Source organism: Parasedimentitalea denitrificans (assembly GCF_011813015.1).
GTDB lineage: Bacteria > Pseudomonadota > Alphaproteobacteria > Rhodobacterales > Rhodobacteraceae > Parasedimentitalea > Parasedimentitalea denitrificans.
This window is the reverse complement of sequence record NZ_QHLQ01000017.1, coordinates 71,419-96,878: the sequence shown is the minus strand read 5'-3', so window position 1 is coordinate 96,878 and position 25,460 is coordinate 71,419. Positions and strand designations below refer to the sequence as shown.

The 25,460-nt window shown below is 53.7% G+C and carries 18 protein-coding genes and 2 pseudogenes; 6 read left to right on the top strand and 14 right to left on the bottom strand.

The genetic code is table 11. The annotated features are described in order from the left end of the window. Positions 1 to 275: 275 nt before the first annotated feature. From DL239_RS15860 to DL239_RS15835, 6 genes are read right to left on the bottom strand one after another with little or no spacing between them, the layout of a single operon-like run. Entirely contained in the window at positions 276 to 545 is a 270-nt protein-coding gene (locus DL239_RS15860; RefSeq protein ID WP_167685080.1) for an SDR family NAD(P)-dependent oxidoreductase, read from the bottom strand. After that, positions 526 to 1,323, bottom strand: coding sequence for an SDR family NAD(P)-dependent oxidoreductase (locus DL239_RS15855; RefSeq protein WP_167685079.1), 798 nt, complete (start codon positions 1,321 to 1,323; stop codon positions 526 to 528). The genes DL239_RS15860 and DL239_RS15855 overlap by 20 nt, the downstream gene beginning before the upstream one ends. Next, positions 1,310 to 2,137, bottom strand: coding sequence for an ABC transporter permease (locus DL239_RS15850; RefSeq protein ID WP_167685078.1), 828 nt, complete (start codon positions 2,135 to 2,137; stop codon positions 1,310 to 1,312). The genes DL239_RS15855 and DL239_RS15850 overlap by 14 nt, the downstream gene beginning before the upstream one ends. 9 nt (positions 2,138 to 2,146) lie before the next feature. Beyond that, positions 2,147 to 2,998: an ABC transporter permease gene (locus DL239_RS15845; protein ID WP_167685077.1), complete on the bottom strand. Its 852-nt coding sequence runs from the start codon at positions 2,996 to 2,998 to the stop codon at positions 2,147 to 2,149. Between the two features lie 21 nt (positions 2,999 to 3,019). Continuing rightward, entirely contained in the window at positions 3,020 to 4,177 is a 1,158-nt protein-coding gene (locus tag DL239_RS15840) for an ABC transporter substrate-binding protein (RefSeq protein ID WP_167685076.1), read from the bottom strand. 31 nt (positions 4,178 to 4,208) lie between these two features. After that, entirely contained in the window at positions 4,209 to 5,330 is a 1,122-nt protein-coding gene (locus DL239_RS15835) for an ABC transporter ATP-binding protein (RefSeq protein ID WP_240931888.1), read from the bottom strand. 190 nt (positions 5,331 to 5,520) lie between these two features. Between DL239_RS15835 and DL239_RS15830 the strand changes: the two genes are divergently transcribed. Continuing rightward, entirely contained in the window at positions 5,521 to 6,240 is a 720-nt protein-coding gene (locus DL239_RS15830) for a helix-turn-helix transcriptional regulator (RefSeq protein WP_240931887.1), read from the top strand. A 438-nt stretch (positions 6,241 to 6,678) separates the two neighbouring features. Here DL239_RS15830 and DL239_RS21930 read toward each other — a convergent pair whose 3' ends face one another. Next, the gene (locus DL239_RS21930; RefSeq protein WP_167685074.1) at positions 6,679 to 8,814 is read right to left on the bottom strand and encodes an adenylate/guanylate cyclase domain-containing protein; all 2,136 of its coding nucleotides are present in this window, start codon (positions 8,812 to 8,814) and stop codon (positions 6,679 to 6,681) included. A gap of 193 nt (positions 8,815 to 9,007) precedes the next feature. Between DL239_RS21930 and DL239_RS21730 the strand changes: the two are divergent. Together DL239_RS21730 and DL239_RS15820 are read left to right on the top strand one after the other, a co-directional pair. Continuing rightward, a pseudogene (locus DL239_RS21730) lies at positions 9,008 to 9,317 on the top strand (transposase); the annotation flags it as partial. 603 nt (positions 9,318 to 9,920) lie between these two features. Next, positions 9,921 to 11,573 carry a thiamine pyrophosphate-binding protein gene (locus DL239_RS15820; protein ID WP_167685073.1) on the top strand — a complete coding sequence of 551 codons (1,653 nt, stop codon included), beginning with the start codon at positions 9,921 to 9,923 and terminating at the stop codon, positions 11,571 to 11,573. Between the two features lie 105 nt (positions 11,574 to 11,678). Here DL239_RS15820 and DL239_RS15815 read toward each other — a convergent pair whose 3' ends face one another. From DL239_RS15815 to DL239_RS15805, 3 genes and pseudogenes are all read right to left on the bottom strand, one after another. Beyond that, complete coding sequence (locus tag DL239_RS15815; protein ID WP_167685072.1) at positions 11,679 to 14,720, bottom strand: efflux RND transporter permease subunit; 3,042 nt, start codon at positions 14,718 to 14,720, stop codon at positions 11,679 to 11,681. A 10-nt stretch (positions 14,721 to 14,730) separates the two neighbouring features. Beyond that, positions 14,731 to 15,736 (bottom strand): annotated as a pseudogene (locus tag DL239_RS15810) (efflux RND transporter periplasmic adaptor subunit). 32 nt (positions 15,737 to 15,768) lie between these two features. Next, a complete protein-coding gene (locus DL239_RS15805; RefSeq protein WP_167685071.1) occupies positions 15,769 to 16,251 on the bottom strand; it encodes a MarR family winged helix-turn-helix transcriptional regulator in 483 nt (160 codons plus the stop codon). A gap of 654 nt (positions 16,252 to 16,905) precedes the next feature. Here DL239_RS15805 and DL239_RS21925 point away from each other — a divergent pair. Further along, positions 16,906 to 17,802 (top strand): peptidoglycan-binding domain-containing protein, encoded by an 897-nt coding sequence (locus DL239_RS21925; protein WP_369410580.1) that lies wholly within the window; start codon positions 16,906 to 16,908, stop codon positions 17,800 to 17,802. A 271-nt stretch (positions 17,803 to 18,073) separates the two neighbouring features. Here DL239_RS21925 and DL239_RS15795 read toward each other — a convergent pair whose 3' ends face one another. From DL239_RS15795 to xylF, 3 genes are all read right to left on the bottom strand, one after another. Beyond that, positions 18,074 to 18,871 carry an ATP-binding cassette domain-containing protein gene (locus tag DL239_RS15795; protein WP_167685069.1) on the bottom strand — a complete coding sequence of 266 codons (798 nt, stop codon included), beginning with the start codon at positions 18,869 to 18,871 and terminating at the stop codon, positions 18,074 to 18,076. Next, positions 18,868 to 20,169 carry a sugar ABC transporter permease gene (locus DL239_RS15790; protein WP_167685068.1) on the bottom strand — a complete coding sequence of 434 codons (1,302 nt, stop codon included), beginning with the start codon at positions 20,167 to 20,169 and terminating at the stop codon, positions 18,868 to 18,870. Before DL239_RS15790 ends, DL239_RS15795 begins: the two co-directional genes overlap by 4 nt. 82 nt (positions 20,170 to 20,251) lie before the next feature. After that, on the bottom strand, positions 20,252 to 21,280 hold the full coding sequence (gene xylF, locus DL239_RS15785) for a D-xylose ABC transporter substrate-binding protein (protein ID WP_167685067.1): 1,029 nt from the start codon (positions 21,278 to 21,280) through the stop codon (positions 20,252 to 20,254). 169 nt (positions 21,281 to 21,449) lie between these two features. Here xylF and DL239_RS15780 point away from each other — a divergent pair, with 169 nt between their 5' ends. Both DL239_RS15780 and DL239_RS15775 read left to right on the top strand, forming a co-directional pair. Then, a complete protein-coding gene (locus tag DL239_RS15780) occupies positions 21,450 to 22,667 on the top strand; it encodes an ROK family protein (protein ID WP_167685066.1) in 1,218 nt (405 codons plus the stop codon). After that, positions 22,609 to 24,171, top strand: coding sequence for a CRTAC1 family protein (locus DL239_RS15775; protein ID WP_167685065.1), 1,563 nt, complete (start codon positions 22,609 to 22,611; stop codon positions 24,169 to 24,171). Before DL239_RS15780 ends, DL239_RS15775 begins: the two co-directional genes overlap by 59 nt. Here the strand turns inward: DL239_RS15775 and DL239_RS15770 are convergent. Next, positions 24,165 to 25,460, bottom strand: a complete 1,296-nt coding sequence (locus DL239_RS15770; RefSeq protein WP_167685064.1) for a cytochrome-c peroxidase — start codon at positions 25,458 to 25,460, stop codon at positions 24,165 to 24,167. The genes DL239_RS15775 and DL239_RS15770 overlap by 7 nt on opposite strands.

The following is a 25,460-nucleotide window of genomic DNA, read 5'->3' as shown; positions in this document are numbered from 1 at the left end:
CCAAGGTCATCAGCAACCTGAGTACGCGTTAACCCGCTTGTCAGTGCAATGCGAACAGCATCCCGCCGAAATTTATCCTTCCGTTTCAGTCCCATAGCCAGTCTCCTTTGGTGCAATAAATGCTATCAAAGGGGAGGAATCTGTGCGTCGGCAGAGTTTTTGGGTCCAAAGGCTATCTATATTCGTCTTCAGTGGTTTCTTGCAGCGGTTTTATAATGATCGTACCCGCGTGATTGAACAAAACATTATAGGGACCAAAAGTATCCAAGGCATCGTCAAAGGTTTGGTTGATCTCGGCTTGAAAAAGCGGCTTCTCCCCCTGTGCCTCGTATCATGTCGATTGTCTTTTGCCCTTCTTCATTCTGAATATCGAAGATGCTAACTTTGGCGCCTTCCTCAGCAAAGGCCAACGCTGACGCCCACCCCATTCCAGTTGCGTCACCGGTAACAACTGCCACCTTACCATCCACACGGCCGTTCGGAGATTTCACGCCATTGGCTAAACTATTCTCTCCAAACAGATATTTAGATGCATTCACCTCCATCAATGACCAGCGCGTGGCCGGTCATGAATGTGGACATGTCAGATGCGAGAAACAGGATTGAATCGGAAATTTCGTCGGTTGTTCCCCAACGCCCCATCGGAATAGTTTTCGCAACGTAGCGCTCTAACTTGTCCCGTCCGCCCATTTGCGTCTCAAAACCGGCATTAAATGGCGTATCAATGAAGCCCGGACATAGGGAGTTGAAGCGGATGTTGTCCTTGGCATAATCCGCCGCCATTTGGCGGGTCATGGCCACGACCGCGTGTTTGGTTGTGGCATAAGCGATCATCTCGCGGTCATATTGAACACCCGAATTCGACGAGGTAACGATGATACTGCCACCGCCCTGAGCACGCATATGCCCGACGGTCGCGCGGGCGGCTATGAAATGGGATCTGACGTTCAGTCGCCAAGACAGATCCATGCCCTCAAGAGGAACTTGTTCTAGGTTGCCTTCAATTTGATAACCCGCGTGTGAGTGCAAAACATCAATGCTACCGTAGGTTTTGACGGTCTTATCAATCTCGGCAGAAACGGCATCGTCATCAGTTACATCTAGGCCGGCAGAAGCCGCGTTTATGCCTTCGAGTTGCAGCTCTTCGACCACTTGCGCGGCTTTGTCGGCATCAAGGTCCGTGACAACCACTTTTGCCCCATGTCGAGCCATTGCCATGGCACCTGCGCGTCCAATACCGGATCCTGCGCCTGTTACCAATGCAACTTTACCATCAAGAGCAGGGAAACATTGTGCAGTAAAAGGGGTTTCAGCGAGAGTCATTTTGTTTTTTCCCTCCGCGTTGCAGCAGTAGTTGGGCCGTGATCAGCATCAGCAGTGAGACAACCAGAACCATCGTCCCAATCGCGTTGATCTCTGGGGTAACGCCACGTCGGATGGATGAAAACACATAGATCGGCAGCGTAGTCTCTGACCCGGCAACAAAGAACGCGATGATGAAATCGTCAAAGCTGAAGGTGAAGCTGAGTAGAAATCCTGCTAGGATCGCGGGAGAAATTATTGGCAAGGTTACTTGCCGAAATGTCGCCATTGGTGTCGCATACAAATCCGACGACGCTTCGGTCAGTGCCCGGTCCATTCCAGCAAGCCGTGCTCGCACTATGATCACCACCAGCGCCATCAGGAACATTGTATGGGCTGCAATCAGTGACCCCATCCCCATACGGAGTTTTGGCGGTGTAAATCCGTTTGGCCAGATAGCCGCGATCAAGGGATTTAGTTGATCAAAGACCGTAACTAAGCCGATCAATGTGGCGATCCCGATCACGATGCCAGGGATCATGACCGCTACATAGATCAGTAAGTCAAACGCAGCCCGAATTGGGCCTTTGATCCCTTGCAGTGCAACTGCGGCCATTGTGCCAAAAACACTGGCACAAAGGGCAGAGGTAAAGGCCACTATCAGGCTGGTTTCCAGTGCGTCCATGACAAAGGGATTGGACAGTGCCTTGCCGTACCATTTGGTCGAAAAGCCTTGTAGTTGGCTTGCATGACGTCCGGCATTAAAGCTGAACAGCGCGATCACACCGATCGGGATGTACAAAAACAGGTAAACGCAAACTGCATATAGTCTCATTGGTTCACCTCACATGATCGACACGTCTTCGCGGCTAGCGCCAAGACGATTGATAAGCCGCATATAGACTGTGACTGTAATCAGCATGACAACCACCAGCGTCACCGCCACCGCCGAGCCATAGGCCCAGTTGCGCGATTGCAAAAACAGATCGACCAGTGCGTTGCCGACGAAGAACACCTTACCACCGCCCAGCAAAGCCGGGATCAGGTATTCCCCCATCAACAGGATGAATACGAGCATGCATCCGGTAGCGATGCCAGGAATAGAAAGTGGCAAAGTGATCTGAAGGAATGTTCGCCACGGTTTGGCGCCAAGGTCGGACGACGCCTCGAGCAGGCGTTTGTCCAGCTTGTCGAGACTGACATATATCGGAAAAACCATCAGAGGCAGGTAGCCATAGATGATCCCAACCAGCACCGCAAAAGGCGTATTGATCAGTCGGACCCCTTCGATCCCAACCAATTCCAAAAGGGCCGGAATTCCGCGACCTCCCAGCAGAAAGATCCAAGCGTAGCTACGGATCAGAATAGAAGTCCAGAATGGCACAATAACCAGCACCAAAAGGATCGTTTTCCATTTGGGACTGCTTTTGACCGCCAGATAGTAGGCCAGTGGATATGCAATCAACAACGCGGACAATGTGCCAATCGGGGCCAGCGTCATCGTGTTTTTGAACGCTGCCCAGCGCGCCGGAAGATTGGCGTATTGTTCAAAAGTAAAAGCGGGCACGACACCACCTGCGGGTGCCCGCTCTCCAAAGCTGAAAATGAAAACAACAGTCAGTGGTATGATCAGCATCACCAGGAACCAAGTCCCGGCTGGCGCTAACAGCAACCAATTACGTGTACGTCTCGTCATGTTGTTTTCACCTCTACTTGATTAGGCTGACTTAAAGCGCGCCATTAGTTCAGCACGGTTGGGATCGGTCAGCGTAGCCGCTGCACCAAATTCAAGCGGCGTCAAAAGCTCTTGGGCTGGGAAGAGGATCGGATCATTCTTCAAAGCCTCGGGCAGCAGATCAAAGGTTCGGGCATCAGCTGTTGGATAGCCGTGGGCCAGAACTTCTTTGGCATTCACCTGCGGATCCATCAGGAAGTTGATCAGCGCATAGGCTGCGTCCTTGTGCGGCGCACCTTTGGGGATGGCGTAATAATCGCTCCAGATCTCTCCCCCTTCACGGCCCAGAACGTAGTGAATTTCCGGCATGTCAGTATTGAGCTGTTTGCCATCGCCAGACCAGCAGATTGTCAGCCAGGCATCACCATTACGCATCGAAGGCTGATAGTCCGAAGTGATCGCAAAAAGATGCGGCTTTACATCAATCAGAAGTTTTTCGGCGTCGGCCAATTCATTCTCGTCAACTGAATTGAACGAATACCCATAATAGTTCAGCGCACTGCCAATTGTTGTCAGCTGATAGTCATGGACCATCGCGCGGCCGGTGAATTTATCCCGCGCAATGTCAAAGAACTCTTTCCAAGACGAGATTGGCTTGCCGTCGTTGTGCTTGGTATTGACCGCCATTCCGGTTGAGCCCCAGTTCTTTGGCACGGCATATAGAGTGCCATCGACGGATCCCGCCTCGGCATAACGCGCGTCAAAGGCTGACCCATCATAGTTTGGCAGCTTCGAGGTATCCAAAGGCTCGATCAGGCCTTCTTCTACATAGGTAGAAATCGTGTAGTTTGTCGGCACGTAAACGTCCCAACCTGTCGCACCGGCTTGCAATTTGGCTAGCATTTCTTCGTTTGAGCCAAATACATTGACCTGAACATGCGCGCCAGTTGCTTCGGTAAAGGCTTCAAAGTTTTCTGGATCGTGATAGTTGGGCCAGGTCGCGACAATGACCCGATCGCCGATGTCACCAGCAAACGCAGGACTTGGACGCAAACCGGGAACAGCTGCTCCCATAACTGCCGCGGCAGCGCCCAATCCGGTCACATTTAGAAAATGGCGGCGTGTCACCGATCCTTTTCTGTAGCTCTCCAACTCTTGCATGAATTTCTGCTTGGAGATGTAATCGTTGTCTCTTGTCATTCCCGTTTCCTCCCTACGGTTGCAGTCTGATTTAGTTCCTGTCTAGTACGAGTGCCGCGCTGTCTTCCCAGGAGACAATCGCCTTGTCGCCAACGCCAAAGGCCCCTTCGGTCAGTTCAGATTGTCGCGGTGAAAGCACCAGAAAATCGCCAAGCGCTTCGTGGTTCACCAAATACTCGGTGTGCTCTCCCAGAAAAATTCGGTTGCGAACCTCTACTGCTAGACCGTCACCTTGACGGTGCAGCGTCATTTGTTCCGGTCGCACACTAATTGTTACTTCACCACTGCTGATCAACTCTCCAACTGGAGTTCCACGAACATGCAACCCGTTGTTCAAGCACACAGTTGTCAGCTCGCCAGACTGGTCAGCAACCTTTCCGTCAAAGAAATTTGAGGTGCCAACGAAGTCGGCCACATACCTGGAATTTGGCCGATCATACAGTTCTTGCGGGCTGCCAACCTGAACGATGCGGCCATCGCGCATGATGCAGATGCGGTCACTCATCGACAGGGCTTCTTCTTGATCGTGGGTCACAAGAACAAAAGTAATGCCCAACTGACGCTGCAGGTCTTGCAGTTCGATCTGCATCTCTTTGCGCAGCTTGCGATCTAGCGCCGCCATCGGCTCATCCAGCAACAGCAGCTTAGGTTCGTTGATGATCGCCCGCGCCAGGGCCACACGCTGTTGCTGACCCCCGGACATTTCCCAAATTTTGCGGTCCTCAAAGCCACCGAGTTGCACAACTTCCAAGGTCTTGCTGACCTTGTCCGCAATCTGTTCCTTGGGCAACCTGGGGCGACGCTGGCGCAATCCATAGCCAATGTTTTGTGCCACCGTCATATGTGGAAACAAAGCGTATTGCTGAAAAACCATATTGACTGGGCGGTGGTGTGCCTCCAAGTCATTAACAACATCACCATCTAGCAGAACATCACCTTCGGTCGGCGCTTCAAACCCTGCTAGCATTCTGAGAGCAGTGGTTTTTCCGCAACCTGACGGCCCGAGGAAGGACAGGAATTCACCTTCGCGGATCGACAGATTTAGATCGCTGGCAGCAAGGACATCACCAAAACGTTTCGTTACGCCACGAAGCTCGGCAATTGTTTTGCTATCTGCTGGAGTGCAGGCCCCCATGTATCCCCTGTTTTCCATTTATAGCTATCTTTTTCCGATTTGATAAGTACTATCCAATTTGGGAAAACTGTAAGAAAAACTTCATTGGCTGTATATACCACGTTTTTGGTATATCGATTGTAGTGGCGAGAATTGGCAAATGCAGACCTTGATAACCGCGACCGGAACACTCATTGAGTCGATTGGGTCTGAAAACTTCGCACAAGCTATGTCAGATACTCTCAAAGGGATCGCACCATTCGATTACACGGTTGTTTTCGGGTATCTCGGAGCAGCCAGGCCACAGGATTTGTTCGACGACTTTCCCAGAGGCAAGCGGAAGATATTTGTAGAAGACTATCAGGAAGGTCCCTATCTTCTGGATCCCTTCTATCTGGCCTGTGGAAATCAGGTCGAACCCGGCCTGTATCGGATCAAAGATCTGGCACCGGACAGGTTCTTTCAGGGTGAGTACTTTCGCAGCTATTACGCACGAACAGGTCTGGCTGAAGAGATTGGGTATTTCATTGAAATGCCGGGTAAGGCCACCGTTGTCCTCTCACTCATGCGGGCTGAGAAGGCGTTTTCAGCAAAAGAATTCCGACAGCTACGCGAGTTTTGGCCGGTTGTGCGGGCCACCTGTCAACGCCACTGGAGTGATCTGGCAGCGCAGTTTGGAGCGGATGCCAGTGCAACGTCAAATGGAGGTTTGCATCACAGTGTTGAGCTTGCTTTTACAAACTTTGGTGAGGGCGTGTTAACACCGAGAGAAAGGCAGGTGGTGGAATTCACGCTCAAAGGTCACTCGGCTGATGCGGTTGGTCGTATTCTAGAAATCTCACCAGGCACTGTTCGTATCCACAGACGGAATGTGTACTCCAAACTTCAGATCAGGTCACAGGGCGAGTTATTCTCTAAGTTCATCGAAACGCTGGTGTCGTGTGTCTGACGACAGCACTTTCGGGGCCATATAGCGGTGTTTGATAAAAGAGTGTTGTTGGCTCATAGTAACCACTAGCGATAGGGCATGAGACAAACAACCGGAAGCAGACACAAGTCGCCAGAAAAGATCGTCGAGGACATCAAGCTTGTGACGCGCAAACAGTATTTCTCGGAAGAGTAAATCCGGATTGTACTGGATGATTTTCGTGGCGAGAACAACATTGCAGAACTGTTCCGTCGTGAGGGAATTCCCAGGGCCTCTACTGCAAAGGGTGAAAGGACTGCATGGAGACTATGAAAAAGCATTTGGCTGGCGATACCGCCCGAGCAGCCACGACTGAAGTGGTCAACCCCCGGTGGGAAAACTCATGAACTAGATCTGCCCCGACTGACCCCGTCGGATCAATTCGGAGGTAAATCACCACTCATACGATTCCCCGTTCAGCTATTTCGTCTTAAAACAGTAGACGCCGTCCCACTCCTCGTCCGGAGGATGTGCGATGAAATTTCGACATCTTTGGATATACGTGTCGACAAGCATCGGGCTTGAACTGCTTCCAAGGTGATCTTCGAATGCGGCAAGCGCTTCTGTCCAGCTCTCTAACCTGTAAAGCGCGTAACAGGTGTTCCAGTCCTCAACTTCCCGCTTCATTTCTGGGCTGGCTGGATAGGTGCCTCTGTCATCCTCTTCCCCTAGAAGTTCGTAGATTCGGATGGGTTTGGTTGTACCGGCAGGCGACACGATATCTACTTCTCGAACACAGAACAAACCCTCGGTGTGAAGCACAACCGGCTCAGTCACCAGAGCGCGGGTGCCATACACTTTCCCCAGGCCTTCAACTCTCGAAGCCAGATTGACGCTCGAACCCAGTGCCGTGTACTGCATTCGGGACAAAGAGCCGACATTGCCAACGATGACGGTGCCACAGTGCAAGCCAAAGCGCGTGTGCAACGGGACAAGCGGTGAGGACAGATTGCTGGCATTGATTTCGGCCTCGGCTCGCTGGCACGCCAGTACTGCCTGGCAGGCGTTTTCGCAGTGCTTGTCATCGGCTTTCTGAGCGTTCCAAAGCGCCATGACCGCATCACCGATATACTTGTCGACTATACCGCTATGGGCCGTAACCTGCTTTTCCATGGTTTCGAAATACTCGGACAGGGCTGGCATTAGCGCCTCTGGTTCAAGGTTCTCCGTCCGTGTCGTAAACCCTTGCAGGTCCGAGAACATAATCGTGACTTCGCGAGACTGACCACCCACAGCGACCTTTTCACCCTTAGAGATAATCGACCGCACAAGTTCTTTCGGAACATAGGCACCAAAGCTGCCCAATCCTGCTTTCATGCTCGACATGGCCTGATTTAGGTCGGAAACTTCCCGAATGGATGAGCGCAGGTCGAGATCGTCCGTCAGATCAAATTCCCTGATCCGCCGTGCCTCGTCCGCTACAAGCCGAAGTTTCTGGCTGAGCATGCGTGCAACCAGAACCGTGATCAAGATCGCTAGGGCCAGAGCCCCTGCACTGATTTTCAGTACCTGAGTCGTTGTTTGTTTAATCGCGCCGACAAATTCATCCTCGGGGACTGCAAAACCGATAATAGGTTGGGATCCAAACATCTCTGGGATTGGCGCGACTGACCCGATAAATGTCAGGTGGTCGCTTTCTGTAGAAAACCGAAAGAACGGATCTCTGTTTTCTGTCCAGTGTGATATGGCGGCGGCGATTACACCATTTTCAACTGCAATCTGTCCTTCAGCGCCTGAGTTGACAAACTGTGCCCCGTCTCCTGATGCGCGCGTTCCGGAGAATAACGTCAGTTGATCATCTTGGTTCATCATGAACACCAGACCTTCGTCGCCGATCCGGATGGCCTCAAAATTCTTCAAAATCGTTGACATAGTGATATCGGCACCCGCAACACCAATCACCGCGCCGGTTTTATCCAATATTCGTTTGGCAAAAGTGACGCCTGGCCGCCCCGTGCTTTCAAAGCGATACAGGTCCGTGACAAACAGCCCATCCTTTTCCAATGCGCCTTCGTACCAGGGCCGTTTCCGCGGATCGAAATCCACAGAGCCCTCGGCAAATTTCACTGTGTACCCGTCATCCGTGGCCCAGAAAAATTGCTCAACTCTGGCGTCATCTGGCCCGTCGATTACACGCAGCACCCGCTTGATACCTTTTGGCACTTCACTGTCATTAGGCCCAAAGGTCTGCACATCTTCCGTCAGAGCAATATTCTGATAAAACGCACCACTGTCTTCGAGGCCAAAATAGACCCCGTAAAACTGCTCATCGCCCCTAATCAGCGCATGAAGGACATTCAGCGTTTCAAGAGACCGGACGCCTTTCGGGAATTCGGCGACAGATGAAGCTATAACGTCGACAACACGCCCAGTTTGAGACTTTGCTTCCAATATGGCCGAGACCGAGAGGTTCCTCGCCTCGAGCATCTCTTTGCGTGCTGTCTGCAAAGCAAGTTCGCGATTGCCCGCATAAAGAAAAGCGACAACGATCCCGAGCATGACGACAGTAATGATGGTAAAAGCGGTGGCCACGCCGACCTGAAGCCGAACCTTCACGACGCTTGCGGCTCGAATGACGTTTCAAGATTGTTCACTGTATTCAAAATCCAGTATCCGATTGAGTGTTCCTTTCCCAACTTATAGCAGAGCGATTTGTCAAGTCAGACAGTTTTTAATGTATCTATTCGGCTTTGCTGCACAAATTCCATGTGGGATTCACCTCATGAATCCAGCTTAATAGCTGGACAGTATGAGCAGTTGGGCCCTTACGAAGTACAAGGTCACGAGCTGGTCGAATTATAGCACGTTACTGAAGCGCCGGGGATCGCTATCGATTTGGTTTGATCCCGAAATGATCTGAACGCCACCGCCGAGAGGCAAGCGCGGTCGGTAGCAAAGTTTAAGCGACGCCGCGCAACACAGGCGTGCCTGACGCTGAAGGTGCTGTTCGGCTGCCACTGCGGCAAGTGGAAAGCCTACTATAGCTGGTCGTCCTGGCCTGGGCAGCGCTTGATCTTGGCACCCTTTACCACCGTCAAAAGAGGCTGGACGTGAGCCTTTGCTCAATCACTACACTGCTCTTGGTATCCCTGCGACCGAGGCCGTAGGAAAAGTCCGTCCGGGTAAAGGGGAAATGCGACCGTCAGTGGATTTGTGCAACAAAGTCGTATGGCTGGATAGACCACTATTTTTGAGGTTAGTTTACAGACAATGTTTGACGACACATTTTCTGCGTTACTTGAATCCGCTCTTGCACCTCTAGCTCCGATCGCACTAATTTTGGAGTTAGTTGCCATGGCTAAGGATCAACTTATGCCCGGAAGGCAAAAAAACGCAAAGGCAGTCCAGCTCTGACTCAGATTGACTATGTCTCGGAGCCACGGATAAGCGTCAGCCGCGTGAAGTTGACGAACTGAAGAAAATACACAATTCACCGCGCTTTGAAGGCATATCTCGAGGGCGCAGAGCACGCGCCAAAGAAATTTCAGCTTTTTACAAAAGTTCTGAAATCAGCGTTTGTCTCAACCGGGGAAAGAGGACCAAGTGAGCGAAAGTAGATGACCGACACGGTTATGAGCGACACACGCTCGCTTTGAGTATGCAGAAGCCTGCTTGGCAAATGGCAAAGATTTCGCCAGAAATTGGACAAATGAGGTACGAACGTGGGTCAAGTTAATCACGGTGGCAAAGTGCTTGTGGAAGCACTTGAAAAACAGGGCATTAAAAGGGTTTTCAGCGTGCCCGGCGAAAGCTTTCTGGCCGCACTGGATGGTCTGTATGACTCTGGCATTGAAAACATCGTGACCCGCCATGAAAGCGGCGCAGCCATGATGGCCGAAGCCCATGGCAAATTGACTGGAACGCCCGGCATTGCATTTGTAACGCGTGGACCTGGGGCAACCAATGCTTCGGCTGGAGTGCATGTCGCGTTTCAAGACTCAACGCCAATGATCCTCTTTGTGGGCCAAGTGGCAAGCGACCAACGTGACCGCGAGGCGTTTCAGGAAGTCGATTACCGCGCCATGTTCGGGCCATTAGCCAAATGGGTGGCTGAAATAGATCGCGTGGATCGCCTTCCCGAGTATATTGCGCGCGCTTTTCAAGTGGCGCTATCGGGTCGGCCGGGACCAGTGGTCCTCGCACTTCCCGAAGACATGTTGTCCGCCAACTGTGAAGCCACGACTGTTCCTGCGGCTACACTACCGTCGGGCCAAGCCTCTGAGGCTGATGTGAACTCTGTTCTAGCCCACCTACAAAAGGCAGAACGGCCGCTAGTAATTGTAGGCGGCGGCAACTGGTCAGCCTCGGCCGCCAAGGCAATGGCAGACATCGTGGAAAAGCTGGATTTGCCTGTTGGAGCCTCTTTTCGGTGTCAGGATTTTCTTGACAATCGTCACCCGAATTATGTTGGTGATGTCGGCATCGGCATCAACCCCGAACTGGCAAAGCGTGTACGCAACGCCGACTATATTTTCAGCATCGGCGCCCGTCTGGGAGAGATGACAACCAGCGGCTACACGCTGCTACAATCACCGGTCCCGGAACAAAAACTGGTCCACGTGCATGCGGACACCAGCGAGTTGGGTCGTGTCTATCATCCGACCTGTGCCGTTGCTGCCCATGCAGGGCGTTTTATTGAGCAGATCGCTCAACGCCTGAGCACAACACAACCGCCCCTCCGGCGGGCATGGACAAATGAAGCCCGCCAAGATTACGAAACCTGGCAACAACCCGTGGAAACCCCGGGCAAATTGAAGATGGAAAACGTCATCGTCCATCTTAATGAGGTGCTACCGGATAATGCCATTCTCACCAATGGCGCGGGGAACTACGCCGCATGGCTGCATCGGTATTATCGATATCGCGATTACAAAACGCAGCTGGCCCCGACCTGTGGCTCGATGGGCTATGGACTGCCAGCGGCTATTGCCGCGAAAATCGAGAGACCAGACCAAGAGGTGGTTTGCCTGGCAGGTGATGGCTGTTTCCAGATGACAATGCAGGAATTTGGAGTCGCCTGTGAAATGGGTGCAAATCTGATTGTACTGATCTCGAACAACGGCATGTATGGCACCATACGTCTCCATCAGCAGAAGAAATTTCCCAAACGCCCAAGTGGAACCAATATCGTCAATCCCGATTTCGCTGCTCTTGCACGCTGTTACGGCGCTTTCGGGGCCGTCGTTGAAACGGATGCAGATTTCGTTGACGCATTTGCCCAGGCGCGTGCCTCAGGCAGGCCAGCCATCATCGAAATGCGCATCGACCCAAGCGCTCTTGGTCCAATGGCCCAGTTGGAAAAGCTGACCCTCTGAAGCCGGAGCTTTCCCCTCTCACAGGTTCAGTCAGACCTATTCAGCTGGTCTATGTTTGCCGCTAAATACTAGAGCCAATGTTAAACTGCCCACCAACAATAGATATTAGGCAGTCTTGGCTTCCCGTCTTTCTTCACGGCCAAAAAAGATCAAATAGAACACCGGGGCTGCAATCAGGGTCAGCACCGTAGCAAATGTCAGACCACCCATGATAGTCACCGCCATTGATTTAAAGAAGGCATCACCAAGCAAGGGCACCATGCCAAGAACCGTGGTCACTGCCGCCAGCATGACGGGGCGCAGACGTGAAACCGAGGCCTCGACGATGGCGTCGCGCATCTGTTTACCTTCGGCCCGGACCAGATCGATCTCTTCGACCAGCACAATGCCATTCTTGATCAACATTCCCGACAGGCTGAGCAGCCCCAGCAAAGCGGTAAAGGTAAAGGGAAGCCCTGTGCCCAGCAGGCCAATCACCACACCGTTGACCGACATCGGCACCAACAGCCAAATGATGACCGGCTGGCGGATCGCGTTAAACAACAGCACCGAGATCAGCACCATGATCAACCCCGACAGCGGCAGCTGCCCGCCCAGGCTGGCATTGGCATCTGCCGCACTCTCATGCTCGCCGCCCCATTCCATTTTATAGCCGGGTGGCAGCTCCATCGCTTCGATGGCCTCGTGAACTTCGTTGAACACTGTCGCTGCTGTCATCTCAGCTGGAATGTCGGCGCTGACGGTCAACGTTGGCACCCGGTCGCGGCGGTGGACCAGCGTGTTCTGGACCTCGACATCAACCCCATCAATCATCTGTTCCAGTGGCACAAACTGTCCGGTTGAGCTGGAGTAAACCACCTGATCCATCAGATTATAGGCCCCGTCCACAGGGCGGCGCAGAATGATCGGGATCAGGCGCTCGCGTTCGCGGAACATCCCGCCCGTTATGCCATCGGTTGAGAACATCAGCGTGTCGGCGATGTCTTCCCGGCTTACACCTGCGGTCTGGGCCCTGTCGGTTGCATAGACCGGCTTTAGCACCAATTCCTGTTCGCGCCAATTAGTGCGCATGCTCAGGATATTTGGGGATGCCGCCGCCAATCGCGCCGCAGCCTCTTGGCCCAGTTCCCGCAGCACCTTTGGATCCGAGCCTGAGAACCGCGCCTCGATCGGGTTGCCGCCACCCGGCCCAAAAACAAGCCGCTTTGTGCGAAACTCGCCCTCGGGGAACTGCGCCTGGCCAAAGGCCTCCAGATCCGCCTGAATGGCCGGGATCGCCTCTAGGTTTGGTGCCCGGATAATCAGGTGGCCATAACTGGGGTTTGGCTTTTCCGCCTGATAGGTCAGCATGAACCGCGACGCCCCCTGCCCCACAAAACTGGTGACCGAGACCACATCCTCCCGCTTGGCCAGCCAATCTTCGAACACTTTCAAATGGTCAGACGTGGTATGGATCGATGTGCCCTGCGGCAGTTTGTAATGGGCAAAAAACAGCGGTGTGTTTGAGTTTGGGAAGAACTGTTGTTTGACCTGACCAAAACCAATGAAACAGATAAAGGTGACTGCTACCAGCCCAACAACAACCAGCCAGCGCAGTTTCAGCGCCAATCGCAGGGTGCCGCCATAGGCGCGGAACAACAGCCCGCCATAGGCATCGGTAGCGCCTTCTTTCCCTTGCTTGAAAAAGTAGTGACCCAGCAGCGGTGTGGCTGTCAGCGCCAGAACCCAGCTCAGCAGCAGCGAAATTGCAATCACCGCAAACAGCGAGAACAGGAATTCACCGGCGGAATCCGGGCTGAGGCCAATCCCGGCAAAAGCCATGATGCCAATCACCGTTGCCCCCAGTAGCGGGATTTGCGTCTTGGCCGAGGCCTCATCAGCTGCATCGCGCGAGGATTTGCCGCGCAGCATAGAGATCTGCATGCCTTCGGCGACCACAATGGCGTTGTCCACCAGCATGCCCATAGCAATGATCAGCGCCCCCAGCGAAATTCGCTCCATCGAAATTGAAAACAGCTTCATGAACAACAGTGTGCCGACAACCGTCAGCAACAGCGTTGTGCCCACCACGATGGCAGCCCGCCAGCCCATAAAGACCGCCAAAACTGCAATCACAATTGCCACCGACATGGCAAGGTTGATCAGAAAATCGTTTGAGGCCTGCTCGACCACAACATGCTGCTGGTAAATAGGCTCTAACTCGACCCCATAGGGGATATCCGCATCCAGTTCGGCCAGTCTGGCATCAACCCGCTTGCCAACCTCAACAATGTTTTCAGTTGCAAGCCCGGCAATGCCAAAAGAAAACGCCTCGGTGCCGTTAAAGCGAATGATCAGATCAGGATCCGTTGTCCGGCCACGATGCACCGACGCCATGTCAAAGATATTAACAACTTCACCCTGCGCCCCAACCGACAGGCCGGCAATCTCGGATACGCTGTCAGACCCGGCCGGTGCCAACATGCGCGTCTCGCTTGGCCCTGCATCCAATGTCCCGGCAGCACGCACCGAGTTAGAGGTGGCGATGGCGTTTGCCACGGCTGACATCGGGATATTCTGGTTCACCGAAATCGCCAGATCCGGCTCAACAAAAATCGCCTCGTTTGGCAGGCCGGACACTTCGACATCTGCAACGCCGCTTACGGCCAACAGTTCGCGGCGCAAAAATGTCGCCAGCTCGTGCTTTTCCGCATCGGTGAAACCTTCGGCCGTGACCGCATAGAACAGGCCAAATACGTCGCCAAAGTTGTCATTCACATAGGGCTGCCCGACCCCGTCTGGCAGACCGCCTGACGCATCCCGTATCCGCGCGCGCAGCTTGGTCCAGATTTCGGGCAGTTCGGTGCCATCATAGATGTCCTGCATTTCGACTTCGATCAGCGACGATCCTGGTTGGTTGATCGAGGTGATCACCTTTACCTCACCCATCTTTTGAATTGCCGATTCCAGCGGTTCCGAGACCTCAAGCGCCACCTGTTCAGCGGTAGCGCCGGGGTACTGTGTCGCAATGACGACCTGCTTGATGGTAAAGGCCGGATCTTCCAGCCGCCCTAACGTGGTGAACCCCCAGATGCCCCCCAGCAGGGCAATCAGCATGATCAGCCACGTATACAGTGGCTTGTCGATAGACGCGCGTGCGATGTTCATATCGCCGCCCTCAATTCGCAAAGCCGGTGAACCGGCGCACCGACTGACCATTGGTCAAAGCGTCGCCACCGGTCAGCACAATATCCTCGCCGCCCTGAAGGCCCGATACCACCCGGAAATCGCCAAATTGAGTTGGCTCGATTTCAACGGGCGTCCAGGTCACCATTCCCACATCAGCGCCCGTTGGCGAAAACACCATCGCGCCAACCTGCCCCGCAGGATTGCTGACCAGCGCGGTTGCGGGCAGTGAAATGATATTTTCCCCGGCATCCACCACGACCGTTACTGTTGTCGAGGCACCGGGAAACACCTGCATGTCCTCCGGCGGTTCAAACAAAAAGGTCACGCGGTAGGTTTGACCGATATTGCTGGCCTCAGCATCAAATTCGAGGATCTGTAGTGGAAATTCCTCACTGCGCCCAGGAAAGCTGGCGTTGATTTCCAGAACATTCCCTTCTTCGGACTTCTGGAACAGGATCTCTGGTACGTTTACTTCGATGTGCAACTGCGACATGTCGTGTAGCCGAACAACAGGTGTGCCAGCATTAACGGTTGTAAATACCGCAACTTCACGGCTTGAAATCAACGCATCAAACGGCGCCTTCAGGGTGGCATGGCGCAACGCATATTCGGCGTCCCGCACTGCAATTGCAGCCAGCCCGGCCTGCGTTTCGGCATCATCCATCGCCACCTTGCTCACCGTGCCTTCCAGTTTGGCCATCCGTGCCACGGTGCGATCCGCCTGCTCTTTTTTGCAGCCGGGCCTGCTCCAGCTTCAACTCAAACTGCTCCAGATCCAGCTCAGCAATCAATGTGCCCCTTGGCGCAATGATACCTTCAGCCACCGGCAGTTTTAAAACCTGCCCACTGACCTGGAAGGCCAGATCCACCGTTTGCTTGGCCGCAACCTGACCAAAGAACTGGCGTTCCAGACGGGCGTCCCCTGATTGTGTGGTCATCAGTTTCACTGGCTTCGGAGCGGTTTCAGCCACAGACATCAAAGGCGCAGAGATCATGGCGATCGTCAGAACGGTTGGAATGGTTTTCATCAATCGCATGCTTTTAGTCCTCCGGGCAGACCGGTTCGAATTACGTTGTCGTAGATTTTCCCGGCCAGCTCCGAGAAAACATGTATTTCTTCCTCATTCAGCCCCGAGGCCTCTCGGAACATCACCCCGGCCATCTGTTCCATTTCGCGACGGATTTCTTTGCCGCTCTCGGTCAGCTCTAACAGCCAGGCCCGCTTGTCATCAGGGTCTCGGCGCCGCTGCAAATGACCCTTTTCTTCCAAACCGTCGGCAGAGGCTGTCACCGCCGAAGGAACGGTCAACATCATCTGGGCCAGCAGCCCCATGCGTCTGGGCTGATCCAAGCGAATGATCATCCGGCGTTCCATCTTGGCCAGTTTTGGATCGTCATTCATCTTTTCGATGCTCTCGTCCAATTTTCCATACAGCGCAAAAACACCCAGAATGGCCCGAATTTCCGGTATTAGAGCCTGAAATCCGTCATCCGCATTGTCCACCGTCATAGTTTTTCCCGTGCTGGCAACCTGATCACTTATTTCGACTTCTGAACCTTTTCAGTTCAGAAGTAAATACCACTAGATGTGCTAGCTGTGAAGAAGGGCACACGATAGGAAGTCTGAATATGTTGGGCGGCGTTGTGAAATGCTTCCATTGCATCGAATGAAACTCTGGAAAGCACTACTGATGCAGTGCTTCTCACTGAATGGCCATTGATTTCAAAAGTTGGCCAATGGAATCCGGCAGTTGTACTCTATGTGGTGCTAAATTTGACACCAGGGTTATTTATCATTCAATACAATGCATTAGGATCATTGAGTGGCGAACCCCGTCTCCGCGACTCGCATTTGAATACACTCACTAATATTGAAGTCTGGTTTTTATCCCCGTAGTAGCCCGCAAAATTGCGCCGCAGTTTAGGGCCTCTAGTTCTCACCCGTGCGGTTGATCGCCCCCAAATTTAATCCGAAATCAATAGACAAGACACAGTTCTGTGGGGGCTTTCCCGTTGAAACTACATGACAAGGTAGCCGTCACACAAAGCTGTGAGGGCCGCTGAAAAATTGGCTCGTTTGTGGTACTATAGGCCCACGGATGGACTTGCTCATTTGTGGGGATGTATAGTGTGCCGTCATGCAATTTTAGCCTCTCTGTCAGCTATGTGTTTACTCCTGCCTGCCGAACCGGTTCTGGCACAGGTGGACAACATACTGCGAGGCGCACTCACAGGTGTGTTGAACAACACCATTCAGAACGAAATCAACAAACCTCAACTGGCGACATCGGCGAACACAACCACTTCCACTCGTGAGGGAAATCGCCAGATTCAGATGGCACTCAACCATTTTGGGTATTCTGCCGGAACGGCGGACGGCATATTGGGCCCGCGCTCCCGAGCAGCCATTGTGCAATTTCAGAAATCGAATGATTATAGCGCTACCGGTACCCTCACAAATTCACAAAAATCAGCGCTCCTGTCAAACTGGCGACGACCAACTTCAAGCGCGCCGCCCTACGGCACCGACCTTGTCGGCACAGGTCAGTTGATCCTCGACAATGGCAGCATCAGCACAGGTCGGGAGCGCCCCAAAACTGCGAGGACGACAACTGCGAGGACCGGCATTACAGGAGATACAATTCTGCCAGTAACCGGTCAGCCCAGCCAACGCACTCGAGCGCGAGTCGGCACCACCCCCAGGATGACCGTCCGAACAGGAAACACAACAGTTGCACCTCCTGTAGTTGTGACTTCACCAATACCCGGGACGGCAACGAGCGGGAACCGAACGAGCCCCTCCGTCACCACGAAAAGACTTAGGAATACGGCCACTCCTACGACCACTGTGGTGCCACGTCAGAATACCGCTACTCCAAACACCACAACAAGGACGCGCAGAATTACCAGGGGATCGCCCCCTTCAACGACAACGGTCCAGCCAGCAGGGACACAAAGAACAACCAGCGGGTCAACGGCGAGGACCTCAGAGAGTACTACCACGAAACTACGTTGTCAGGCACGTGGAGCTCGCTCATCGGTCTGTCCGGCCAGCAACTAATTGGGACTGTGCCTAACCAGCGCCAAATGATAGGTGACTTTAGTTTCTTGCGCCTTAAGCGCAAACCATGGCCGGGGTAATCATCCTGATGTTGGTCCAAATTTTCTTTGCGCCGGACTGCGTATTTAAAAGCTCATTCCGGGCCTGTTTGTCGAATTTATTTTACCACCGCCCTGTTCACCTCCGCCCAAACCTAAAAAAATGGTAGTCGTGGTGGAGCAATATCCAGGTGGATATAACTGTGCCCCGGCTTCCGGGGCACAGTTATTTATTACGCTGCAGCCTGACTGGGGTTCTTGCCCAGAATGATCATCGACAAAAGATCATCATCCGTAACGTCATCAATGTTCACGGTACCTACCAGCTGACCGTTCTTCATCACACTGGCACGGTCGCACAGCTCCATCACCGCGTGAACGTCGTGGTCGATCAAGAAGATCCCAATGCCCTGCGCCTTAAGCTTTTGGATCAATTCAGCGACCATCTGGGTCTCTTGCGGCCCCAGAGCAGCGGTCGGTTCGTCCATGATCAGGATCTTGGCGTTGAAATAGACCGCCCGTGCAATGGCAACCGACTGTCGCTGACCACCGGAAAGTGCACTGACCGGTTCAGAGAACTTGCGAAAGTTCGGGTTCAAACCGCCCATGATCTTGCGACATTCCGCTTCCATCGCGGAATCATCAACCAGCCCAAGTGGAGTGGTCAATTCTCGTCCCAAGAACAGGTTCGATGCCGCATCAAGGTTATCGGCCAGCGCCAGCGTCTGATAGATGGTCTCGACGTTATAGGTGCGCGCATCACGTGGATTGGTAATCACTGCCTTGTCGCCGTTGACGCGGATCTCACCACTATCCATTTGGTAAGCACCAGACAGAACCTTGATCAGAGTCGATTTCCCGGCGCCATTGTGACCCAGCAGGCCGACAACTTCACCTGGGTGCAGATCAACACTGACATGGTCCACCGCATGGATCCCACCAAAAGACACACAGATGTCTTTCAGCTCGACCAGTGGCGTGTCGCCATCGGCACGACGCTGTTTTGCAGTTTTGGTTTCCGAAACCGTCATAGTTTTGTCCCCGTCCGCTTACGATATTGAATGTCCATCCAGACAGCCAGAACCAGAACCGATCCAACCACGATGTTCTGCAGTGGTGCATCCACGCCGACCATCGCCATGCCGGATTGAAGGCTCTGCATAACCAGCGCACCAAGGATCGCGCCATAGATTGTCCCTGCCCCGCCGGCCAATGCCGTGCCTCCGATGACAGCCGCAGCAATCACCCGCAACTCATCGAGGGTCCCGATGTCGTTGGTGTGGTTTTGCAGACGGGCCGAAGCGACAACTGCTGACAGCGCACAAAGAAAGCCCATGATGGCAAAGACTTTGACGGTCAGTAGACGGGTGTTGATTCCCGACAGCTCAGCCGCATCCGGATTGCCACCGGTTGCGAATATGTAACGCCCCAGTCGGGTACGTCGCGCCACAAGGGTCATGACAATGGCCGTTGCGATCAGAATCAGAACCGAAATTGGCAAGCCATAGCCAACTTCCAGACCTTCAGGCATCACTTCGCCCTTGGCCTCGAACATACGTTGCAATTTGCGGGTCGGAATATTGTAAGAATTCAATATCCAGACAAAGCCCAGGATTGTGCAGGTAACAATACCCATAACAATGCCCTCGGCCCAAGCAGGTTTGGCTGGGAACCCATGCTGGATACGACCACGACGAGACGCGACCATCGCCCAAAGAGAAATCCCAACGGCCACGATGCCGATGGTCCAACTTGTCGCCTCGCCCATGGTGCCGTTCACACCACCCAGAACTAGGAAATTCTTATCCAGCGGGCCAATTGTCTGACCGGAAGTGAAAAGCCAGCCGTAGTTTCGCCAGATCAGGAAACCACCAAGGGTGACGATAAAGGCCGGGACACTTTGATAGCCAATAAGCCAGCCCTGAAAGGCGCCGATCAATGTCCCGATGCTTAGGCCGATTGCGATGGCAATGATCCAAGTCAGGGGATTGTCGAAGCCAAGTCCCAGATAGGTTGGCAGGAACTTTGTTTGCACCAAGGCCATGACTGCCGAACTAACCGCAAGCACACCCCCAACCGACAGGTCAATGTGGCGCATCACGATGACAAACACCATGCCGGTCGCCATGATCGCGACCGAAACCGTTTGGATTGTCAGGTTGAAAAGGTTCCGCGGGCTTAAGAAGCGTCCATCCGTCAGGATGTTGAAGCCGATACAGAGGATTACAAAAGCGCCGATCATGCCCAATAGCCGTACGTCCAGTTCCAATTGCTGGAACAGGCTGCGTTTTGGTTGAGATGGGATCGGCTGAGACGTGGTTTCGGTCATGTCCGAACTCCAGTTACAGCAAGAGTTTTTGAGGGGAGCGCCCCTAGGTTAACAGGGACGCACCATTATTCAAAACGAGATCTTAGTTACAAGGTGCAGGGCCGTTAGTCACGCCCTGACACAGTTTGTCTTTGCTGATCCAACCGGCGTCGACAACAACACTCAGGTTGTCAGCTGTTACAGGAACTGGAGCCAGGAACATTGATGTCATCGCTGTGCCTGCTGGCGACGTCCAGCTTGCAGCGCCTGCGACGTCTGCCAAAGAAGCACCACCGGCCAATGCAACCGCGACTTCACCCGCGGTTTTGCCCAGATCACGAGCGTCTTTCCAAACCGAAACAGTCTGGGTGCCCATAGCAACGCGATTCAGCGCAGCGTGGTCTCCATCCTGGCCAGAAACAGGAAGACCTTCCATACCCTGAGCTGTCAGAGCGGCAACAACACCACCGGCGGTGCCGTCGTTGGAAGCGATCACAGCGTCAACTTTGTTGTCGTTGGCGGTCAGGATCTGCTCCATGTTGCGCTGAGCATTCGCAGGCAACCAACCATCAGTATAAGCTTCGGCAACAATCTTGATATCACCGCTATCTACAGCCGCCTGAATAACCTCTTGCTGTCCACCGCGCAGGAAGTCTGCGTTCGGATCAGTTGGCGAACCTTTGATCATGACATAATTACCAGCTGGCAAGGCTTCCAGCACGGCACGGGCCTGCATACGGCCAACTTCGACATTGTCGAATGTCAGGTAAAAGGCGCGACTGTCTTCGATAAGACGGTCATACGCGATAACCGGAATACCTTCGTCTGCAGCGGCTTGGATAGCAGGGCCAATGGCCTGAGTATCCTGTGCCAGTACGATCAGCGCGTCAACACCCTGGGCGATCAGGCTCTCAATGTCTGACAACTGCTTGGAAGATGACGACTGAGCGTCAGCGGAAATGTAGTCGGCTCCCCCCGCCTCCAACGCACCCTTGATCGCAGCTTCGTCAGTCTTCCAGCGCTCTTCCTGAAAATTCGACCAGCTAACGCCAACAGTCAAATCAGCGGCAAACGCAACCGAACCAGTCATAGCCACAACTGCGGCCAGCGAGATTCCACTTAAGAATTTCATTGTATTCCTCCCTGTTCTCATCGGGCTCGTAAGGCCGAGCCGTCCGTGTGGCATAGGTCTAACATTATTTTTTTTGAATTTCAAATTAAATCATGTACCCTATCAAAACGAGGTCACCACGACTAACACCTCACAGAATGATGAAATGGCCTTGCAAGGAGTGATAGTTTTGGGAAAGTCGAGCCGTCTCTCGCACTCGGACGTGCAGCGCGAAAGTGGAAAGCAGCAGGTCATGGATACGATTCGGGCAGCCGGAAGTATTGCGCGCATTGATATTTCAACGGCGACACGCGTCAGCCCTGCAACTGTAACGGCGATTACAGCTGAATTGATTGATGTCGGCTTGATCTCAGAAATTGTGCCGGACACACCAAGACAAGATGCCAAACGCGGGCGCCCTCGTGTTGCGTTAAAAATTCGGGGCGACGCCCATAGAATAGCCGGCATCAAGGTTTCCCACCGGGTTATTTCTGTGGTGGTTCTCGACTTTGAAGGCAACAACATCGTCGATCATGAGATGCCTTTGACGCAGGGCCGTATGCCAGTTGACGACTTGTGCAAGACCATAATGACCGCGCTAGGCCAGGCCTGCGACAAGGCCGGTATCGATGTTGGCACTATTTCAGGCATGGGTGTCGGGATGGCCGGTATGATGGATGCCAAGCGAAACTTCGTCTATTGGTCATCGTCTTTGGACGAGCGCAATGTCGACTTTGGCGCCCATCTTTCCCGCCATGCCCCCTGCCCGATTTTCATCGACAACGACGCCAATCTGGTGGCCAAGGCAGAGCACCTTTTTGGCAAAGGCCGTAATGTCAGTGACTTCGTGGTCATAACAATTGAGCACGGTGTCGGGATGGGTATTGTCATCGACAACAAGATCTACCGCGGCACGCGCGGATGCGGCGCGGAATTCGGGCACACCAAGGTCCAACTTGAAGGCGCGCTTTGCCAATGTGGTCAACGTGGCTGCCTAGAGGCCTATGTCGGGGATTATGCTCTGTTGCGTGAGGCCAACATCACCAACGGCGGCGCGGGTCACCGGGATCTAGGCCAATTGGTTGACGCTGCTAAAGGTGGCGATCAAATGGCTCGATCAATTTTTGACCGCGCCGGGCGCATGTTTGCCATGGGGTTGGCTAATGTCGTCAACATATTTGACCCCAAGCTGATCATTCTATCCGGTGCACGATTGTCCTTTGACTATCTCTATTCAGATCAGGTGATCGAAGAAATGCGGCGTTGGGTGGTTCAGATCGATGCTCCGCCCCCCAAGGTTCGCGTTCACAACTGGGGTGACCTGATGTGGGCAAAAGGCGCGGCAGCCTATGCCATCGAAGAAGTATCCGCATTGGCGATTCGGGAGCTGGCAACCAGTGACACTTAAACTAACCCTAGCTTTCACGCTGATTGCGCCCTCGGCATTCGCAGACGTCACCTACATCCAGCGCGCACTTCCTGATCATGTCTACGCTGGGGGATGGGAACATTTTGTCGGCGGTGGTGTGACTGCGTTCGACTGCGACGGGGATCAATTTCCCGAACTCTATGCAGCGGGTGGTGAAAACCCAGCTCAACTGATGCGCAATGTGACCTCAGGAGCAGGCGGTGGTTTGACATTTGAGGCCGACACTCCTAGCGCCTTGGCATTGACTGGTGTGATCGGGGCCTATCCACTTGATATTGACGGGGATTCCATTCTGGATCTCGCGATCCTTCGCACCGGACCGGACATATTGATGCAAGGCCATGGCGATTGTGACTTTGCGCCCTTCACCGACCTAGGATTTGAAAGTGGTACTCATTGGACCACTGCATTTTCCGCGACCTGGGAGGCTGGGAATACCCTGCCGACCCTTGCCTTTGGTACCTATGTCGATCGCAGCAATTTCGACGGTCCTTTCGAGACATGCGATGCGACGCTGTTGTATCGTCCCGACGGTCAATCCTATGCCCCCGTCACACGGTTAGAACCAGGATTTTGCGCATTATCCATGCTGTTCACTGACTGGTCCCGTTCAGGTCGCGCAGACCTGAGGGTCAGCAATGATCGCCATTACTATGTACGCGGTGGGCAGGAACAGATGTGGGCGATGGAAGATTACCCGCGCCTTTATTCGCAAGACGAAGGCTGGCAACCCTATATGCTCTGGGGCATGGGCATCGCGTCTCGGGATTTGAACGGCGACGGGTTTTCCGATGTCTACTTAACCTCGATGGCGGATCAAAAGTTTCAGTATTTCGATCCGGCCGCAGGTGGACCTTGGTACCGTGATGTCACCTACGAGCGTGGGACAACAGCGCACCGCCCCTATACCGGCGGTGATGGGCGACCCTCGACCGGGTGGCACGCGGCGTTTGGCGACGTGAACAACGACGGGCTGGACGACATATTTGTAGCCAAGGGCAATGTTGAACAAATGCCCGGTGCTGCGATGGATGATCCGAACAACTTGTTGATCCAATCCCCGGATGGCACCTTCTCTGAACGCGGACTGGAAGCCGGAATCGCCAACTTGGCGCGATCGCGTGGCGCGGTGCTGATGGATCTGAACCTCGATGGCAAACTGGATCTGGCAGTTGTGAACCGGAGGGCGCAAATGAGCCTGTACCAGAACACATCAGCGCAAGGAAATTGGGTGGCTGTAACTCTTGGCTCCCCTGCCCCCAATACTCAATCCGTCGGAGCCCATGTAGAACTGCGTATCGGAGACCGAGTTCAAACGCGCGAAATTACTGTCGGTGGAGGGCATGCCAGCGGTCAGGCGGGGCTTATTCACTTCGGCTTGGGACAGGAGACGATTGCCGAGATTAGGGTCGTTCGACCTGATCATAGCGCATCTGACTGGCAGCAGGTCACTGCCAACCAGATTATCACATTAGATCACTGATCAACGGGCAACCCACTGGGCACCTTAACCGGCACGCCCAGCCGCCCCTTGGCAGCTCCAGTATCAGTCAAGCTGTGTAGAAAGGCGAGTAAGTCAGACACGTCATCATCGCCCAGCGCAATTGGCACCAACTCATTTGCTGCCGATATGCGGGCCAGTTCATCGCTGTCCGTCAAAACGCGCCAATCATCTGCTGGCTCAATCTCGTGGAACAGCACCTGCGAGGGGTCATAGGAATACAAAGACGCAACCGGATCCAGATGGTGCCGCACAACAGCCTCAAGGCTGGCATAAGCCCCGTTATGACCATAAGGGCCGGTTTGCGCGACGTTGCGCAGCGAAGGTGTCAGAAACTTATATTCATCCGACTGCTCTCCGGTGACGCGTATCCGACCAGCATCGCGGGCGTGGGTTTCAAAAGGCGCAGCCTTGCCCGGCCCGATCTGAGGCATGGCGATCGCGTGGTAACTGTGATCAGTTTGCAGCCAACCGGAGTGACAGCTGGAACACCCCGCCTCGCCATAGAACAGGTCCTGCCCTCGTGTAGCCTCGGCCGACAACGGTGGACCACCCATCATAGCGCGATCAAACGGGCTATCATCAGCCCGCCATTCCACCCGCGTGAAATCTGCAATGACATTGGCGATGTCAGTGAATTTGATGGGCCTCTGCTCCTCAAGAACAGCATCGAATGCGCGACGGTATTCTGGAATTGCCTCGACCCTTGCCGCGATTTTATCCCACGCTCCGTCCTTGACGCTCAGGTGTCCAAGACGCACTGCTTGTGACACGTCGTTTTCCGAATAATGCCCGGCCATTTCATCATTGGCGAGAACAGGGAACATAGCCTGAGCCGACAAAACACTGTCAAAGCCCACAACCATGTCAGCCCCCAATGGAGTACGTATGCCGCCGGGTTTCTGAGGGTCAGCCTCTAACCGTCCATCATGAAAGAAGGTGTTGAATTCGGTTGCCCCAACATTCCACAGTGCTGGCGCGTTGCGGGGCATACGGTCTTCGGGGGGATTGTTGGGATCAATGCGACGATCCGGGCCCAGCCCAACCCCGCCCTCGCCAATCGACAACGACATTCCATCAGATGTTCCGAACCGAGGATGATGGCAGGTGCCGCAACTTATATTCCGGTTACCGGACAATATCGGGTCAAAAAACAATAGCTGGCCAAGCTGAACGCGTGCAGGGTCCATCTCGGGAAACACAGGTCGGGGACCCAGATCCTGTGCCTGTGCTCCAGTCGCCATTAGCAGGCCAGCAATCATCCATTTCAT